Source organism: Okeania sp. SIO2C2 (genome assembly GCF_010692625.1).
Lineage (GTDB): Bacteria > Cyanobacteriota > Cyanobacteriia > Cyanobacteriales > Microcoleaceae > Okeania > Okeania hirsuta.
This window is the reverse complement of record NZ_JAAHGM010000044.1, coordinates 1-17,491: the sequence shown is the minus strand read 5'-3', so window position 1 is coordinate 17,491 and position 17,491 is coordinate 1. Positions and strand designations below refer to the sequence as shown.

7 protein-coding genes and 3 pseudogenes are annotated in these 17,491 nt (G+C 35.7%); 4 read left to right on the top strand and 6 right to left on the bottom strand.

Features of this window, described 5'->3' with window-relative positions:
- Window positions 1-969 precede the first annotated feature (969 nt).
- The 3 genes and pseudogenes from F6K18_RS26065 to F6K18_RS26060 all read left to right on the top strand — a co-directional run.
- Window positions 970-2,397 carry a reverse transcriptase domain-containing protein gene (locus F6K18_RS26065; RefSeq protein WP_287525198.1) on the top strand — a complete coding sequence of 476 codons (1,428 nt, stop codon included), beginning with the start codon at window positions 970-972 and terminating at the stop codon, window positions 2,395-2,397.
- A 306-nt stretch (window positions 2,398-2,703) separates the two neighbouring features.
- Complete coding sequence (locus F6K18_RS37380) at window positions 2,704-2,919, top strand: HNH endonuclease (RefSeq protein ID WP_375341351.1); 216 nt, start codon at window positions 2,704-2,706, stop codon at window positions 2,917-2,919.
- 97 nt (window positions 2,920-3,016) lie between these two features.
- Window positions 3,017-3,811, top strand: a pseudogene (locus F6K18_RS26060) (DNA adenine methylase); the annotation flags it as partial.
- 1,471 nt (window positions 3,812-5,282) lie between these two features.
- Here F6K18_RS26060 and F6K18_RS26055 read toward each other — a convergent pair.
- The 5 genes and pseudogenes from F6K18_RS26055 to F6K18_RS26035 all read right to left on the bottom strand — a co-directional run bounded on the left by F6K18_RS26055 (window position 5,283) and on the right by F6K18_RS26035 (window position 14,056).
- A pseudogene (locus F6K18_RS26055) lies at window positions 5,283-5,786 on the bottom strand (DinB family protein).
- A gap of 465 nt (window positions 5,787-6,251) precedes the next feature.
- The gene (locus tag F6K18_RS26050) at window positions 6,252-7,397 is read right to left on the bottom strand and encodes an anhydro-N-acetylmuramic acid kinase (RefSeq protein ID WP_287525197.1); all 1,146 of its coding nucleotides are present in this window, start codon (window positions 7,395-7,397) and stop codon (window positions 6,252-6,254) included.
- A gap of 201 nt (window positions 7,398-7,598) precedes the next feature.
- Entirely contained in the window at window positions 7,599-8,324 is a 726-nt protein-coding gene (locus tag F6K18_RS26045; RefSeq protein ID WP_287525196.1) for a Stp1/IreP family PP2C-type Ser/Thr phosphatase, read from the bottom strand.
- A 1,628-nt stretch (window positions 8,325-9,952) separates the two neighbouring features.
- Complete coding sequence (gene treS, locus F6K18_RS26040) at window positions 9,953-13,285, bottom strand: maltose alpha-D-glucosyltransferase (RefSeq protein ID WP_287525195.1); 3,333 nt, start codon at window positions 13,283-13,285, stop codon at window positions 9,953-9,955.
- 531 nt (window positions 13,286-13,816) lie between these two features.
- On the bottom strand, window positions 13,817-14,056 hold the full coding sequence (locus tag F6K18_RS26035) for a hypothetical protein (protein WP_287525194.1): 240 nt from the start codon (window positions 14,054-14,056) through the stop codon (window positions 13,817-13,819).
- A 524-nt stretch (window positions 14,057-14,580) separates the two neighbouring features.
- Between F6K18_RS26035 and F6K18_RS26030 the strand changes: the two genes are divergently transcribed.
- Complete coding sequence (locus F6K18_RS26030) at window positions 14,581-16,620, top strand: AarF/ABC1/UbiB kinase family protein (protein ID WP_287525193.1); 2,040 nt, start codon at window positions 14,581-14,583, stop codon at window positions 16,618-16,620.
- A gap of 564 nt (window positions 16,621-17,184) precedes the next feature.
- On the opposite strand, the pseudogene F6K18_RS26025 reads toward F6K18_RS26030, so the two are convergent.
- Window positions 17,185-17,491, bottom strand: a pseudogene (locus tag F6K18_RS26025) (IS630 family transposase); the annotation flags it as partial.

Here is a 17,491-nt window from a genome sequence, read left to right as displayed (position 1 = left end):
GACTAGAAAATGTTTTTCCAACTGTTCCCTGTTCCCTGTTCCCTGTTCCCTGCTATATAATTTTCTTTCTTAGATTTATAGAGGTTTTTGAGTGAGCAAAAATTCAGTAGCTAGACCTTTTTTAAAATGGGCAGGAGGTAGTGCGATTCGTTAGGTCGAAACTGCTTTTAGGAGCGGGGGATGACCTGGGTTGATTTTTTTAGATCAACTACAACTGTAGAGAGTTTCTAGGTTTAAGTCCTAGCATCGAGATGTTCGATTGAATCCATTATCCCCATTAAGGAGAGTGGCGCTCGAATTAGTGAAGCGGGATAAAAAGCAGGTAATAACTAAACTATCTAGGTTAAATCCCTGCGAGGGAGGTCGAAAGGGTTAACATTTGTGAACTGATGATTGGAAGCGTCGTTAGTCCAAGATGGAGATACGATAGGTCAAGTCTCTATCCAAATATAGCAATAGACAGATGGGGTGCGGACATAGACTGTTAACGAAGTCAGAACTCAGAACTCAGAACTCAGAAGTCAAAAGTTATTTTTGTAACGGGGATTTGAGCAACTCTCCAAAAATATTGCGCCAATCAAGGCGGGGTTGCGCGACCCTTATGATTTTGATAATGATCTTTAGACAGGGAAATTTTTTTCCTACTGTTCCCTGTTCCCTGTTCCCTGTTCCCTGTTCCCTGTTCCCTGTTCCCTGCTATAGGAATGAGAATCAGAGAATTTCCTCTTTCTGATTAACATCCTTCTCTTACCGATAAGAGCATTCCTCGGCGTATAGTCAGAACCCAACCCGACCAGACAAAACCTCTACGGAACGAAGTAACCTGAATAAAGTTCTCATTGAGTAGGCAGCCAAGCTATAAACTTTATTGGGGAAGGATGATGTCAAAAGCCAATGTCTGGAGTAATTTCCAGGATATGCAGACGGACATCCCTAAGTCTAGAGAGTAGAAACTAAGTAAGAGGCAAAATGACCAATACGAGTGAAACAACTACGGTGGAAATGAAATGGAGTGATGTTAACTGGAAATCGGTTAATAGAGCAGTATTTCGCCTTCAGAAAAGAATCTACAAAGCGTCGCTAAATGGTGATACCAAAACTGTCAGGAAATTACAGAAATTACTGGTAAAGTCTAAATCAGCTAAACTACTCGCACTCAGGAAAGTAACACAGGATAATAGGGGTAAAAATACTCCAGGAATGGAGGGGATAGCTAAAGTAGCCCAAAAAATTCAACTGGATGGCAAAGCTAAATCTGTTCGCAGGATGGAAATTCCTCAGTCAAATAAACAGGAGAAAAGACCATTAGGAATACCCACAATGGAAGACTGGGCTAAACAGTCATTAGCTAAAATAGCTCTAGAACCAGAATGGGAAGCAAGATTTGAGGCTAATTCTTATGGTTTTAGACCGGGAAGATGTGCTAAAGATGCGATCGCAGCTATCTATAGTGACATCAAAAGAACGAGTTACTATGTTCTAAATGCTGAAATAGAAAAGTGCTTCGGCCAAATAAACCATAGAAGATTATTGAATAAACTCAATACTTATCCAGCTATGCGCCGTCAAATTAAGGCATGGCTCAAAGCAGGTGTTATTGAGAAGGATGTCTTCTACAAAACCGAAAATGGTACTCCACAAGGTGGTGTAATTTCTCCGTTATTAGCGAACATAGCTTTACATGGAATGCAGGAGGTATTACAAGAGGAATTTTCCCAGAAATATACCAACAAAGCAATGGCTAAACTATATGGAAGAAAACCCGATATCAATTTCAATCCACCTCTATTCCACAGATATGCGGATAATTTTGTTATTTTGCACGAAAGCAAAAAGGTGATAGAGGAATGTCTGGAAATTATCAATGACTGGTTGGAAAATATGGGTCTAAAATTAAAAGACTCAACAACAAGAATTGCTCATACTCTAGGAGATGGAAAAGTTCAGACAGGATTTGACTATCTAGGGTTTAATGTCAGGCAATACCGAGTCAAAGATATAAATAGTGCAACGGATGGAAATGGTAACAAACTAGGGTTTAAAACTCTCATAAAACCTACAAAGGAAGCTATAAAACGCCATACCAGAGTCCTAAAACATACAATCCGACTGTATCGCAATGCACCGCAAGAGAAATTAATAGAAGTGCTAACACCTAAAATTAGGGAGTGGTGCAATTATTATGACTCTGTGGTAAGTTCAAGAGTGTTCGCAAAGATGGATAATATCTTATTTCATCAACTTCTCAGATGGGGATACTATCGTGCACCCATGCAGGGTAAAAAGCATACGGTAAACAAATATTGGGGAGTAGATAAAGGACAGGGATGGAAATTCATCACACCAGATGGGAAAGTATTGCGAAACCATAAGGATACTCTCATCAAAAGAGAGTAGGGGAGTTGCTCACACTTATTATGGCACGGATACAGGGATACGGAAGGGAGTGGGGGAGTAATTATAGAATTAACATATATTATCAGAACTTACGCAAATTGACTTTTAAATCACCATCTGTAGGGGTAAATAGTATTCTTTCTAGCCATAAGTAGAGTCTCTGCGTAAGCCTGTATTATATAACCTGATTCTGTATAATTACAAGTGAAGATAACCTGGAAATAGACCATATAATTCCCTAATATTTTACCGGGTGCATCTCATATTTGCAAAAATACTTTTTTCCTATATATTCCCTGTTGCCTGTTGCCTGTTGCCCGTTGTCTAAAAGCGATAAAATTTTGGCTTTATTCAAAATTTAGATGCACCCATTTTACCAGTGAAGACAATCTGGAAATAGACCATATAATTCTCCAATATTTAGGGGATAAAAATAATATGGCTAACAAAAAATTCCTGCACAATTACTGCCATCATCAGAAAATTTTTCAAGATGGTAGTCGCGATCGCAAGTCAAACTAGCTAGGAGGAGCTGAATGAAGGGGAACTTTCATGTTCGGTTCTGAAGGAGAGTTTGGGATAGTGATATCTCATTCGACTCTAACAAAGACAATTATTACCTGAATTAATCAAATATATTGATGAAAAATCCCTAAAAAAGCATACCTATTATGAACCTTTTATTGGAGGTGGAGCGCTTTTATTTGAGTTACAACCAACTAGGGCAGTTATTAATGATAAAAATCCGGAATTAATTAACTGTTACCAGGTGGTGAAAGATTCTTTGGATGATTTAATTGTGGAGTTAAAAAAACATCAAGAAAAAAATAGTTCGGATGATTATTATGAAGTAAGAAATTTAGACCGTATGTCTGAATATAAAAGTCTGTCAGCAGTAGAAAGGGCAGCCAGAATTATCTATTTGAATAAAACCTGTTACAATGGTTTATTTAGAGTAAATTCTCAAGGTCAATTCAATGTTCCTTTTGGCAAATACAAAAAACCTAAAATATTAGATGAAGATGTTTTAAAAGCTGTTAGTAAATATTTCAACAAACCTCAAGTAAAACTATTAAATATGGATTTTGCAGAGGCTGTTAAGAAGGCACAAAAAGGTGATTTTATTTATTTCGATCCACCTTACGACCCGGTTTCTGATACAGCATCTTTTACTGGATATGATGCTAATGGTTTTAACCGGAATGAACAGGAAAGATTGAAGCAAGTTGTTGATGATTTAACAGCGAAAGGTTGCCGAGTTATGTTGAGTAATTCTCAGACTGATTTTATTATGGATTTATATCAAGATTATCAGGATAAAATTCACATAGTTAAGGCAGCACGAAATATCAATTCTAAAGGTTTGAAAAGAGGTAAAGTTAATGAAATTATAGTTTTAAATTTTTCAGTGTAGAGTTACCGAATAATTAATAATTAATAATTAATAATTAAATAATTCGCGCCTTGAAGCCTCCCCTTTTAAGGGGAAAAAAGCGGTCGAGAGATGGCGAGGTCTCCTCGCTGTCCGACCATCGACCAAGAGAAGAAATAATATTTCCTTATATTCAATCAAGAACGGTTTTAACCAGAGGTAATTATCCATTATCCATTATCCATTATCAATTAATGAAAGGGGATTCTACCTTGCTGAAGTACATCCCTCGCGGGCAAGATGCTATAGCGGGCAAGATGCCCACACTGGGAACATTTAATGGCTTTGTTGCATGAAAGAAAATATATAGCTGTCGCACTTGCTCCGCATATGTACTTCATAAAGTGCGGAAACTGCTGTAACTATTGGACAATAGATCAATAGAACATCAATGTTTGAGGTAAAAAAGACTGAAACTTTACCTGTAAAAGCTTTGAGGTTTAATCAGCAGAGCAATAACTATTGGACAATAGATCAATAGAACATCAATAATCGCGCAATAATCGCGCAATAATCGCGAAACAGAGCGTACGCTTTCTGTGCAGAGTAATAACTATTGGACAATAGATCAATAGAACATCAATGTTTGAGGTGAAAAAGACTGAAACTTTTACCTGTAAAAGCTTTGAGGTTTAATCAGTAGAGCAATAACTATTGGACAATAGATCATCAATAATCGCGCAATAATCGCGCAATAATCGCGAAACAGAGCGTACGCTTTCTGTGCAGAGTAATAACTATTGGATAATAGATCATCAATAATCGCGCAATAATCGCGAAACAGAGCGTACGCTTTCTGTGCAGAGTAATAACTATTGGACAATAGATCAATAGAACATCAATGTTTGAGGTGAAAAAGACTGAAACTTTTACCTGTAAAAGCTTTGAGGTTTAATCAGCAGAGTAATAACTATTGGACAATAGATCAATAGAACATCAATAATCGCGCAATAATCGCGAAACAGAGCGTACGCTTTCTGTGCAGAGTAATAACTATTGGACAATAGATCAATAGAACATCAATAATCGCGAAACAGAGCGATATAGCTGCGGAATGGATGTTAAGAACCCTACTTTCATGCAACAAAGCCACATTTAATTATTAATATCTGTACTTCATGCTTGGAATATGCTGTATATTATTTACCAAAAAATTGTGGTCTAAAGCCTCCTTATAATTGGGTCTAATACCCCGCCTTTTAAGGCGAATTTTTTTGGAGGGTTGCTTAAAAACGTAAGCATTCAGCCGTCAGCTATTAGCTATCAGCTACTGCTTTTCGTGTGGTTTTAAAGCTGTATTAATTGAGTTATAATTAATTTTACTACAAAAGTCGTTAAAGTCTATATTCATTTAAACTATCTCCTTAAAAGCAGGGTATTATTGCTGAGAGCTGACTGCTAATAGCTGAATGCTTACTTAAAAACAACTTCTGAATTTTGACTTTTGACTTCGTTAAAATTCAGCTTCTGGTAACCACAATAAATCTGTTACTCCGAAATCTTTACCACATTGACTAATTAAAGTAGTAAGTTGACCACGATGATGAGTTTGATGATTAAAAAAATGTAAGAGTAAAAACCAAACTGGAAATGTACATTCTCGTTTCTGAGACCTACTTATAAAAGTCAAAGGTTCAGACAAATTTTCCTCTTTTAACGAATCAACATAACTCTGAATTTCTTTGTCTGTTTTTTGACGTTCTTCCCATAATAAATCAAATTCAGCAATTAATTCTTGTCTTAACGATTAAATTTCAAAAGTATAATTTTCAAAACGACTTAACCACAATTTATCTGCTAATAAAATATGGTTGAGTGTGCCGTGAATTGAATTAAAAAATGCTCTCTTATCTTCCCGACGTATTTCATCGGGTATGGATACACAAACTTGGTAAATTTTTTCGTTCATCCATTGGTTATATTGAGATAATCTTTGAAAATAATTGGTTGTTTTCATTAGAAATTTCTATAAAAGAGGGAGTAGGAAGTAGTAGGAACGTTGCATACAACGTCTGTACAAAGTAGGGGGAAATAATTGATGAATAACAGTGGGATAATTGATTTTATTTTTTATTCAGGACTGACGCAAATTGACTTTTAAATCACCATCTGTAGTGGTAAATAGTATTCTTTATCGCTATATGTAGAGTCTCTGCGTAAGTCCTATTATTATTGGAGATGTCTATTGGGAAATAATACTATATCTGGTGAAACAGTTATAAATAATAAGGGAGGAGGAAGGACTCAGGAGTCAGGAGTCAGGAGGAAAGAAAGAAGAAGAAAGAGAAAGTTTTTTTATCACTAATGATCCGGATATGATATTACTGCGTAATCTAAAATCCGGTTATATAATATTATGTTGATAATTCTATAATTACTTCAAGAACCAATCTCCCCTACTTCCCTACTCCCTGACTCCTAATTAAATAATCGGTTGATGAATTTCTCCTAACATTACTTTGGCTTTAGCTCCGGTAACTTCTGGCAAATTACTGGGAATTTTTAAAGAACGCCAATAAGCTAAAACTGCAAAGGCGATCGCTTCTTTAAAATCTACATCTACACCTACTTCAGCAGTGGTAATTACTGGAATTGGTACTAATAAATTCTGTATCCGTTCTTTTAAATATAAATTATGACTTCCACCGCCACATAATAATATTTGATCTGGTAAGTTTGGCAAAAAATTTTGATAGCTATGATTAATAGAAGCTGCTGTTAATTCTGTGAGAGTTGCTAGTATATCAGCAGCACTTAAATGATAATTTTCTCCATCAGCAAGACAGTTAAATAAATAGTCTTTGCCAAATAATTCTCTACCTGTAGATTTTGGTGGTTTTTGTTGGAAAAAGTCTTGTTTTAACCATTTTTCTACTAAGTCTTGACATGGTACTCCACTGGCCGCCCATTCTCCATTTTTATCATAGGTTTTACTACCTTGAGAAAGGTGTTGTACTGCTAAATCTAATAGTGTATTACTCGGACCTGTATCCCAACCTAAAATACTATTTTTGAAGTCTGGTGATTTTTGACTTTTAATATAAGCGACATTTCCTATTCCACCTAAATTTTGAATGCAGCGACTATATTCAGGGTGGCTCAGTAAATGAATATCTACACAAGGAACTAAAGGCGCACCTTGACCTCCTGCAGCAATATCAGCAGCTCGAAAATTACTAATAGTCGGAATTCCTGTAATGTCAGCAATTACTTCACCACGTCCTAACTGAAGGCTATAACCTAATTGTTGAGATGGTGGACGATGATAAACAGTTTGACCATGAGAACCGATAATTTCTGCTTTTCTATCACTTTTTTGATTAATTGTAAATGCTGCTTGGGCAAATTCTTGGGCAATAGCATCATCAAGTTCTGCCAATTCAGCTATTGACAGAGATGCACCGCCACAAACACTAAGAATTTGCGAGCGTAATTTTTCTGAGTAGGGATAAGTAGTTGCTGCTAGCAGTTCAACTTTTAAATTTGTTTGACCACCAGCAACATCAACCAAAGCTGCATCTATACCATCGACGGAAGTGCCACTAATCAAACCAATAATTTTGGTCATTTCAGTTATCAGTTATCAGTTATCAGTTATCAGTATCTCTTGCAATAAGGAGACTTGAAATCTGGAATATTCTCTTGACCACTATAATTTTCTTCTTACTTTTGAATTTTGAATTTTGAATTTTGACTTTTGACTTAGATTTTTATGCTACATTTTGTGGGTTAAAAGGGAACGCTATTGACCAGAATGTTTCGGTCATTTTTAATTACCAACAATGACAATTACTACTGTGATATTATCCCGACCTCCTCGATCTTTAGCTGCATTTACAAGTTCTTGAGCAATAGGTTCACAATCATCACTAGAACTTAATATCGGGACAATTAGCGTGTCAGATAAATCTTCTGTCAATCCATCACTACAAAGTAATAAGCGATCGCCTGTTTGAATATCAACAGATAAGGTGTCTACTTTACCCATATCTTTCCTACCTAAACATTGAGACAGTACATGACGCCAAGGATGTACTCTAGCTTGCTCGGGAGTTAGAGCATCCTGTCTCACTGCTTGAGCTACCCAAGTTTGGTCTTGTGTAATTTGTTCTAAGTTTTGGTCTCGAAGTCGATAGAAGCGAGAGTCACCTACATTTGCACACCAATGTTCTTGTTCTCTGAATATAACTACTACGCTAGTAGTACCCATATCTGAACGTTCCGGGTTTTCTAGTTGGTCACATAAAATGGCTTCATTAGCTTTGAGAAAAGCATCTTCTAACAACTTTGGTGATTCTATAACATCTTGCCAATGGCTAACAAGATAATTTTTAATTACTTCCGCAGCAATTCTACTAGCTTCTTGGCCACCTGCGTGTCCTCCCATACCATCAGCAACAATAAAAAATCGTCCTTCAGGGTCTATGTAGTAAGAATCTTGATTAACTGAGCGAATACAACCTTTATCAGTAGTGCCTGCGAAATTCAATTTCATAGAATTTAGTTGAACACTTTTTGTCCCATTTTTATGTTTATTATCCACCTAATATATTTAATATCCCAATTTTTATATACTTTACTTTTATTTTAGCACTACAATGTTGCTAATTAATACAGTATATATCTTGCCAGAAAATTACAGCAGATTCGGTGATTAATGTTCTGAAATTGACGGGTTCATTTCAGTTATAAGTTATCAGTACCTCTAGCTGTTTGCGCAGCATGACCTAGGAAAGCATTGGGATTGAAAGTCTGGAATATTCTCTTTTTTATCCCCTTAAAAGGGGAGGTTTTAGACCACAATTTTTCGGTAAATATTTTTTGCTTGTTCTCTATCCTTGGACTCATCATCCCTATTCTCTATTCCCTATTCCCTACTCCCTAAAATCATCAAGATAAGTATTTCATCAAGCAGGAAACTGCTGTATTTTATTGAGAAGTTTTATCTCATCAGGTTAATTCAAACATCTGATTCAAAATAATGGCTGTATGAATCTCGAAAAATGTAAGCATTCAGCGGTCAGCTATCAGCTATCAGTTATCAGCTATGAGTTATTAATATCATGTCCGGATAATTAGTTATAAAAAAACTGTAAGTATTCAGTTCTTAGCTTTTTAATGAATGAAGCAAGCATTTGTTTAACTTATATTACATTTTTAATCAGAGAATGAACCATAAGAACTATTAGTTTGAGTTCAATTCATACAATTCTATAGCGGGAAATGTAGATGTTTCTCAAGAGCTGATAGCTGACTGCTGTTTGCGCAGCATTCCGCAGGAAATGCTGAATGCTTACAAAAAACTTTCTCCTTCAACTCCAGTTCTTCCTGTTCCTTCTTCTTTCTTACCTCCTGACTCCTGAGGACTCCGTAGTTATTTATTTATCACTGTTCAACCGGACATGATATAACTCATTATTTTGACAGGAAGAATTAGTCTCGAATAATAATGAAAAGTTATTAATGAAATTGGTCATCAGCGAATCTTAGTCGTTGCTTGATTCTTTCAAAATTTGTTTGCGTAGCATGACAAACGGAAATGCTAATAGTTGAATGCTTACAGTAAAATCAAGCATTCATTAAGGATATAATTTAGCAAAATTTGTGATTGAGTATCAATAAATTTACCGAAAAATAAACTCACAGCTATTATTCCTAAATTTGCTCTTTGAAGAAGGAGTTAGAATCAATTAGTGGCAGTTCTGAATACCACTAATTGAATACCAGCAAATCATCAAACTTAGTGGGAATATTAAACCCATTTATTTATCTTTAATTTATCAAAATAATTGGGTCGCGCAACCCCACTTTTTAAGGCAAAATGTTTTTGGAGGCTTGCTCAAATCCCCCTTATACCAATTTGATAAATGTTTGCTACATTTTCGCATTGCGGGGGAGTAGGGGAGAAGTAAAGATAAGAATAATTAACAATAACTAGCTAATAATTATTAAAAAAGTTATTCAGTCTGTGTTAATTACTTAATAATTGAAGTACAATTTGCATTCTTTTTTCAAGTTGGTATTACAAAAATAACTTCTGTACGTCGCCAATCCGACGGTTCCCCTATCTGACTTCTGAATTCTGACTCCTGAGGACTGACTCCTGAATTCTTTCTTGATAAATCATGGAATTAATTGTTGAATTCTTGCCAAAGGAATTTCCACAAATTCAGGACGATAAGTAAGTTCATAATCAAGTTCATAGATAACTTTTTCTAAGAGATAAACATCTAAAAGTACCTGTATTTCTTCTTCGGTTTTAGGCAAGAATGAACTTGACATTGTATTGTTGAGGTAAGCTTTTAAAAAAGATATGCTCACCCAGGTATACCAAAATGTAGACCATTGTTCCATGGCAAGTAAATTTTCAGGACGAATTATCCCATTTTTAATTTCTTCCTGGAGAGCAACGTTAGCTGCATAATAAAATGACTCTAACATTATTGCTATATCTCGAAGTAAGGTACGCTTCATGCGACGTTCATTTAAAGGTCGAACACCTTCTCCTTCAAAATTAACAACTACAAAATCTTTGCCTGTAAATAAAACGTTTTCTAAATGATAATCTCCATGGCAACGAGTACGCATTGCGGTAATTTTTCGTTCTACGACAGAACCTAAATGTTTCATAACTTGGTCCTGACGATTAATCACATTTTTTGCTAATTGTTGTTTATCTTGTGAAAATCCTGATAAGTGTTTTTTGAGCTTTAATAAAATTCTTCCTGTCTGATTTCTCATGTACTGATAAACTGACCTTTGATAAAAAGGTGTAAACTGTTCGGGAGCAAAATTTGGATTCTCTAAATCAGAGGCTAGGGCATGATGAATATTTCCTGTAACTTTGCCTAAGTTTTCAGCGAAACTTATATAAGAACCAATCAAATCGGAGACTTCTTCTGTGATTTCAATATTTAAAGCATTATTAACAGTAATCTGAGGAATTTCTAACTCATTTACAGAGGTTTGTTCCACCATTATTCTATCAAAATAATCCCTCAAAATATCAGAAGTATAAGACCAACAATCCATTGCTTCAGGAATAAATTGTTCTAATATACCAATAGTTATTAAGTTAGTTTCTTGTTGGTGATATTCTAGATATCCTGCTATTTGAGCAATATTCTCGGCAATTTCTGAATTTTCAGACCTAGCTTTCTCTGTTAAAAAGTTGCCAACTTCTAAATCTGGATTAATACCAGTTTCTAGTTTTCGCAATAATTTAAGTATTAATGATGTACCGAAATTAATCAGAGTTTTATCATGTCTTTCAGAGGAAATATGAGGATTAATATTCCCTGTAGTTCTCTGCATTATCTCTGCTAATACATCAGTGGATTTTCCTTGAATAACACCACTATTGCCGCGATATTTTTGTTTTTTGTTGATGGCATTCAACGGCAGATTTAGAAAATCTCCGTCTCCTAGCACATCAAATAAAATTCCAGGCTTTTCTTGCTCTTGTATTTGTAAGTCTGCAACAATCTGTTCCCGAGAAATTTTAGGAGTTTTTTCTGTGGGAATTAAATAACTTAAAGGAATCAAATATGTTTCTGTCGGCCCCTCTGTATAATTAAATTCTAAAAATATTAAAGCAGCTTCTTTTTGCCCATAATCAATAGGAACTACCTCTGTAATTTCTGTAGATTGAATCACCTTATTTTTACCTCCAAACCAAGGGAAGCTGCTCAAATAATTAGGTAAAATTGACTCTAATCTACTCTTGATTTCTGCCTGAGAAAATATATCTTTCCAATTACCTGCTACAGTCAAAACAGGAAGTTTACTCAGAGGTTTTGGAGTCTCAATATAAGTTTGTTGTGGTTGTAAAGTAAACCAGTAAAAAGCATAAGGACTTAAACTAAAAAAGTATGGATTCTCTTGAATAGCTGGAAACTTAGTTCGACCAAAAATTTCCACAGGAACCATACCATTAAAAGCTGATAAATCTAACTCTACTATTTGCACGAAACGAGAGAGATTAGCCACTACTAAAATATGCTGACCAGAATATGTACGAGTAAAAGCCAAGACCTTTCTATTTTCCGGATGCAACAATTCAAACGAACCCCGTCCAAAAGCTTGAAAACGTTCCCTCGTAGAAATCAAACGCTTCATCCACCACCACAAAGAATTAGAATTAGCCTGTTGAGCCTCCACATTAATCGTTTCATAATGATACTCAGGGTCAACAATCACAGGAGCATACAACCTTTGGGGATTAGTACGACTAAAACCAGCATTCCGGTCGGCAGTCCATTGCATCGGAGTCCGCACACCATTACGATCGCCCAAATAAATATTGTCTCCCATACCTATTTCATCCCCGTAATATAAAACCGGAGTCCCAGGTAAAGACAACAATAAACTATTCAGCAACTCTATTTGCCGACGGTCATTTCCCAATAGAGGGGATAAACGGCGACGAATACCCAAATTAATTCTAGCCTGTGGGTCTTGAGCATAAGCTTTATACATATAATCTCGGTCTTCATCGCTGACCATTTCCAGAGTCAACTCATCATGGTTACGCAAAAACAAAGCCCATTGACAGTTATTGGGTATGGAAGGAGTTTGTTTGAGAATATCGGAGATTGGAAAATTATCCTCCATCCGCAAAGCCATAAATAAACGAGGCATCAAAGGGAAATGGAAATTCATGTGACATTCATCTCCGGCCCCATAATATTTAGCTGCATCTTCAGGCCATTGGTTAGCCTCTGCTAATAACATTCTATTAGGATATTTGGCATCTATGTGGCCCCGTAATTTTTTGAGAAAGACGTGGGTTCCTGGCAGGTTTTCGCAGTTAGTACCCTCTTCAACACAAAGATAGGGAACTGCATCAAGGCGCATTCCATCAACCCCCATGCTCAACCAAAAATCTGCCAACTCTAAAACAGCATCTTGTACCGCAGGGTTTTCGTAGTTGAGGTCTGGTTGATGATAAAAAAAGCGATGCCAATAGTAAGCTTGAGCCACAGAATCCCATGCCCAGTTAGAATTTTCAAAGTCTTGGAAAATAATCCGAACTTCTGGGAATTTATCAGCACTGTCACTCCAAACATAAAAATCTCTTTCTACACTACCTTTGGGAGCGCGACGTGCTCTTTGGAACCAAGGGTGTTTGTCGGAGGTATGGTTAACTACAAGTTCAATAATGACCCGAATACCTCTGTCATGGGCAGCATCTAGAAGTTGTTGAAAATCTTCTATGTTGCCGTAGATGGAGTTAATACTTCTATAGTCAGCAATGTCATAACCATCATCTCTGAGGGGAGAGGGGAAAAATGGTAAGGTCCAGATTGCTGTTACTCCCAGGTCTTGCAAATAGTCTAATTTTTCTGTAAGTCCCCGGAGGTCTCCAATACCGTCACCGTTACTATCAGCGAAAGCTCGAACTGGTACTTCATAAATTATGGCGTCTTTGAACCAAAGTGGGTCGTTTTTTAGCATGGGGTAAGGCTTTTTCTTTTGTTGAGGATTCCTGGTAATTATAGCTGAAAGGGAGATGGGGAGATGGGGAGGTGGGGTGATAGGGAGATGGGGAGATGGGGAGGTGGGGTGATAGGGAGATGGGGTGATAGGGAGATGGGTGTATTTTCTAATTATTGTGTATAGAGCAATAGTCAGATTTGACAATTAATTTTCTGTGAGTGGAGGAAATTTTAGGTAGAGAGATACGCTCAAATTTTGTCAAAGATTTTTCAGATTATTTTCTTTTACTATCCTGACAGAAACAACAATCTGGGTATTACTGATTAAAGTAAAACTGCAAGAATTTTTGAAATAAAATCAAATTTCTATTTGGTATTATTTCACCTTTCTCAGTTTCCTTGCTTTCTAGGTTTGATGTTCTACTGTTGCGTATGTCGCAATAGTGAAATTTAACAATTATTTTTTCGATTCTTGATTTACTAATAATTTTTCTGTGGCTAGAGGAAATTCCCGGTAGAGAGATAGTCAAATATTTTCTGGCAGTGAAAATCAACTCTCAATTTCCTTGCTCTCTAGGTTTGATGTTCTACTATTGCGTATATCGCAACAGTCAGATTTAACAATTAATTTTTCGATTCTTGATTTACTAGCAATTTTTCTGTGACTAGAGGAAATTCCCGGTAGAGAGATAGTCAAATATTTTCTGGCAGTGAAAATCAACTCTGAGTTACCTTGCTCTCTAGACTTAATTTCTACTGTTGCGTATGTCGCAATAGTGAAATTTGACAATTAATTTTTCGATTCTTGATTTGCTAACAATTTTTCTGTGACTAGAGGAAATTCCGGGTAGAGAGATAGAGTCAAATATTTTCTGGCAGTGAAAATCAACTCTCAATTTCCTTGCAGTCTAGGTTTGATGTTCTACTGTTGCGTATGTCGCAATAGCCATTTTTACAATTAATTTTTCGATTCTTGATTAACTAATAATTTTTCTGTGACTAGAGGAAATTCCGGGTAGAGAGACAGAGTCAAATATTTTCTTAGATGTGGAAATCAACTCTGAGTTTCCTTGCTCTCTAGGTTTGATGTTCTACTATTGCGTATGTCGCAACAGTGAGATTTAACAATTAATTTTTCGATATTTAGTATGACCTCAGTGAAACCTGTTTCTTACTTTCTTGCTGAGAAAATACATTTTTCCAACTTTTAAAATCTTACTTTTGACTTTTGACTTTTGACTTTTGACTTAAGTTGAAACGACAGCCATATTGTTACAATATTTAACAACCTTTATAAAAAAAATCTGAAATTTTATGAATATGGAAACAATATCATCTACTCCTCAACGAGAATATTTGAATTCACATAGTAAGAAATTAGACACATTAGAAATAGAGGCAACACCAGTCACAAATATAGATATGGTTAAGTCTCAAGATTATTCAAAACCAGTAGAAAGTAATGCTCTACGCTATGACCCAGAAGTAATAACAGCTTTCTACAGTAAACGCCCTTTGCCAGTATGGAAAAGGCGCATCAGTGTTTTATGGACTTTTTTATCATTTGCTTTTAGTTTGTGGTTGGACAAAATTACAGGTAATGCCACTAAAAATGAACCAAAACGGGCAATTAGGTTAAGAGAAATTTTGACAAATCTTGGTCCTGCTTTTATTAAGGTGGGACAAGCACTATCTACTCGACCAGATTTAGCTTCTCCCACATATTTAGAAGAGTTGACTAAATTACAAGACCAATTACCCGCTTTTCCTAATGAATTAGCCTATCGTTTTATAGAAGAAGAATTAGGTTTTCGTCCAGAAGAAATTTATGCAGAATTAACACCTAATCCCATTGCTGCAGCTTCTCTTGGACAAGTTTATAAAGGCAAACTTAAAACAGGGGAATTAGTAGCAGTAAAAGTACAACGTCCTGGTTTAGCAGAAAATATTGCTTTAGACATTTATATATTAAGAACACTAGCTATTTGGGCACATAAAAGTATTAAGCGACTCCGCAGTGACTTAGTAGCTATTATGGATGAGTTTGGGAATCGAATATTTGAGGAAATGGACTACACTCAAGAGGGTCGTAATGCGGAAAAATTTAAACAACTCTACGGTCATCTTCCAGATATTTATGTTCCTCAAATTTATTGGCAATATACGGGTCGTCGTGTATTAACAATGGAGTGGATAACGGGAACTAAGCTGACTAATTTGGAAGCTATAAAAGCTAAAAATATTGATGCTAAATATCTGATAGAAGTAGGCGTGCAATGTTCTTTGAGACAGTTATTAGAACATGGTTTTTTTCATGCTGACCCTCATCCTGGTAATTTATTGGCTAGTCCAGAAGGTAAGTTGGTTTATCTAGATTTTGGCATGATGAGTGAGGTTAAACCTTATCAACGATATGGTTTATTAGAGGCAGTTGTACATTTAGTAAATCGTGATTTTGAAGCTTTGGCTCAGGATTATATTAAGCTGGAATTTTTGACTCCTGATACTGATTTAACTCCGATTATTCCTGCTTTAGCTGGTGTGTTTAATAATGCTCTTGGTGCTAGTGTGGCAGAACTTAATTTTAAGAGTATTACAGACCAGTTATCAGCTTTAATGTATGAGTATCCATTTACTGTGCCTGCTTATTATGCTTTGATTATTCGTTCTTTGGTGACTTTGGAAGGTATTGCGATTAATGTCGAGCCTAATTTTAAGGTGTTGAGTAAAGCTTATCCTTATGTGGCTAAACGTTTACTAACTGACCCTGCTCCTGAGTTAAGAACTTCTCTGAAAGATTTACTTTTTAAAGATGGTGATTTTCGTTGGAATAGATTAGAAAATTTATTAAGAAATGCGAGTAATAGTGATGATTATGATATTAGCAAGGTGTTAGACCAAGCTCTAGATTTCTTATTATCTGAACGTGGTGATTTTATTAGGGTGCGTTTAGTTGAAGAGTTGATTAATAGTCTCGACTTAGCATCCAGAAATACTTTTTCTAATATGAGAAATAGAGTGGGTGAATTGTTGGGTATGAAGGAAGAAAAACCGACCAGAATTACATCTACAAATTCTCCAGAAGAAAAAAGAGCAGAGCATATTCAACGTATTTGGCAAATTATTCAAGATACCCCTGGTTTTGATGCTATGCAGTTAGCACAGTTGGTGCCAAGTTTATTAGCTAAACCAGAAATGCAAAAGATGGGGCAAGAAGTTGCAAGTGGTTTGACTCAACGGGCGATCGCTCGTTTAGTTCGTCAAGTATTATTATCTCCAGAGCATTCTAATGGTAATGGTAATGGTCATCAACCAGATACTAAACCTCAACTTTCTTTGCCTGTTCCTAGGTAAGTCGATTAATTATTTAATAATTAATTATTATTAGTTGTTGGTAGGAAAAATTTCTACTGGCAACTAATTTTTTTATAGCGCTACGCGCTAGGGAATAGGGAATAGGGAATAGGAAATATGGAATAGTAAACTGTTAAAGGGTTTTCGGTGCGGAAAAACTCCGCTAACAGGATTTAGAAATGTTAAACACCTTAATTTGATAATTTCGGAAAATTAAATTACACAGAAGTTTTACGCCATCGCTTAAATATGAACGATCTTGTAAATTGCCTAACAAATTTATTACCTTCTGGATTTGATATTGAACATTTACGAGAATCGCTTTTATCTGGGGTAAATTCTTGCTTAATTGGTGAAGTAACTGAAGAAACCTATAGTTATCGTCATTCTATTTTTTCTTCCTCTGCTGGAGTTGAAGAAGTCGCAAATATCATTTTAACGATTATAAAAAGTGCTGATTTGGAAAACAAAACACTAGGAAAAAAGTTAGATGAAGTGCGGGATGTTTTTTCTCAAAATCCCAAATACTTCGTTAATACTGAAATACTAGAACATATAGTAATCCTAAATAGGTTCTGGCAAAATTCCATACTGAAAAAGCTTTGGGAAATCGAATATTTGACCATCTGCAAAAAACTTAAATAGCCACTTAACTACTTTCAAAGAATTGCAAAGATGATCAAACTGTCTGATGAATTTTTTGACTTGTAACCAAATATCTTCAATAGGGTTTTGCTCCGGGGAATTCGGGGTAAATTTTGTACAATTTATCAACCATTCTTCTTCTGGTAAATCTTGATTAATTTTTATCAAATATTCTCGAAATTCTTGATAATTATGATAAGTTGCGGCATCCCAAAATATTGCCAAT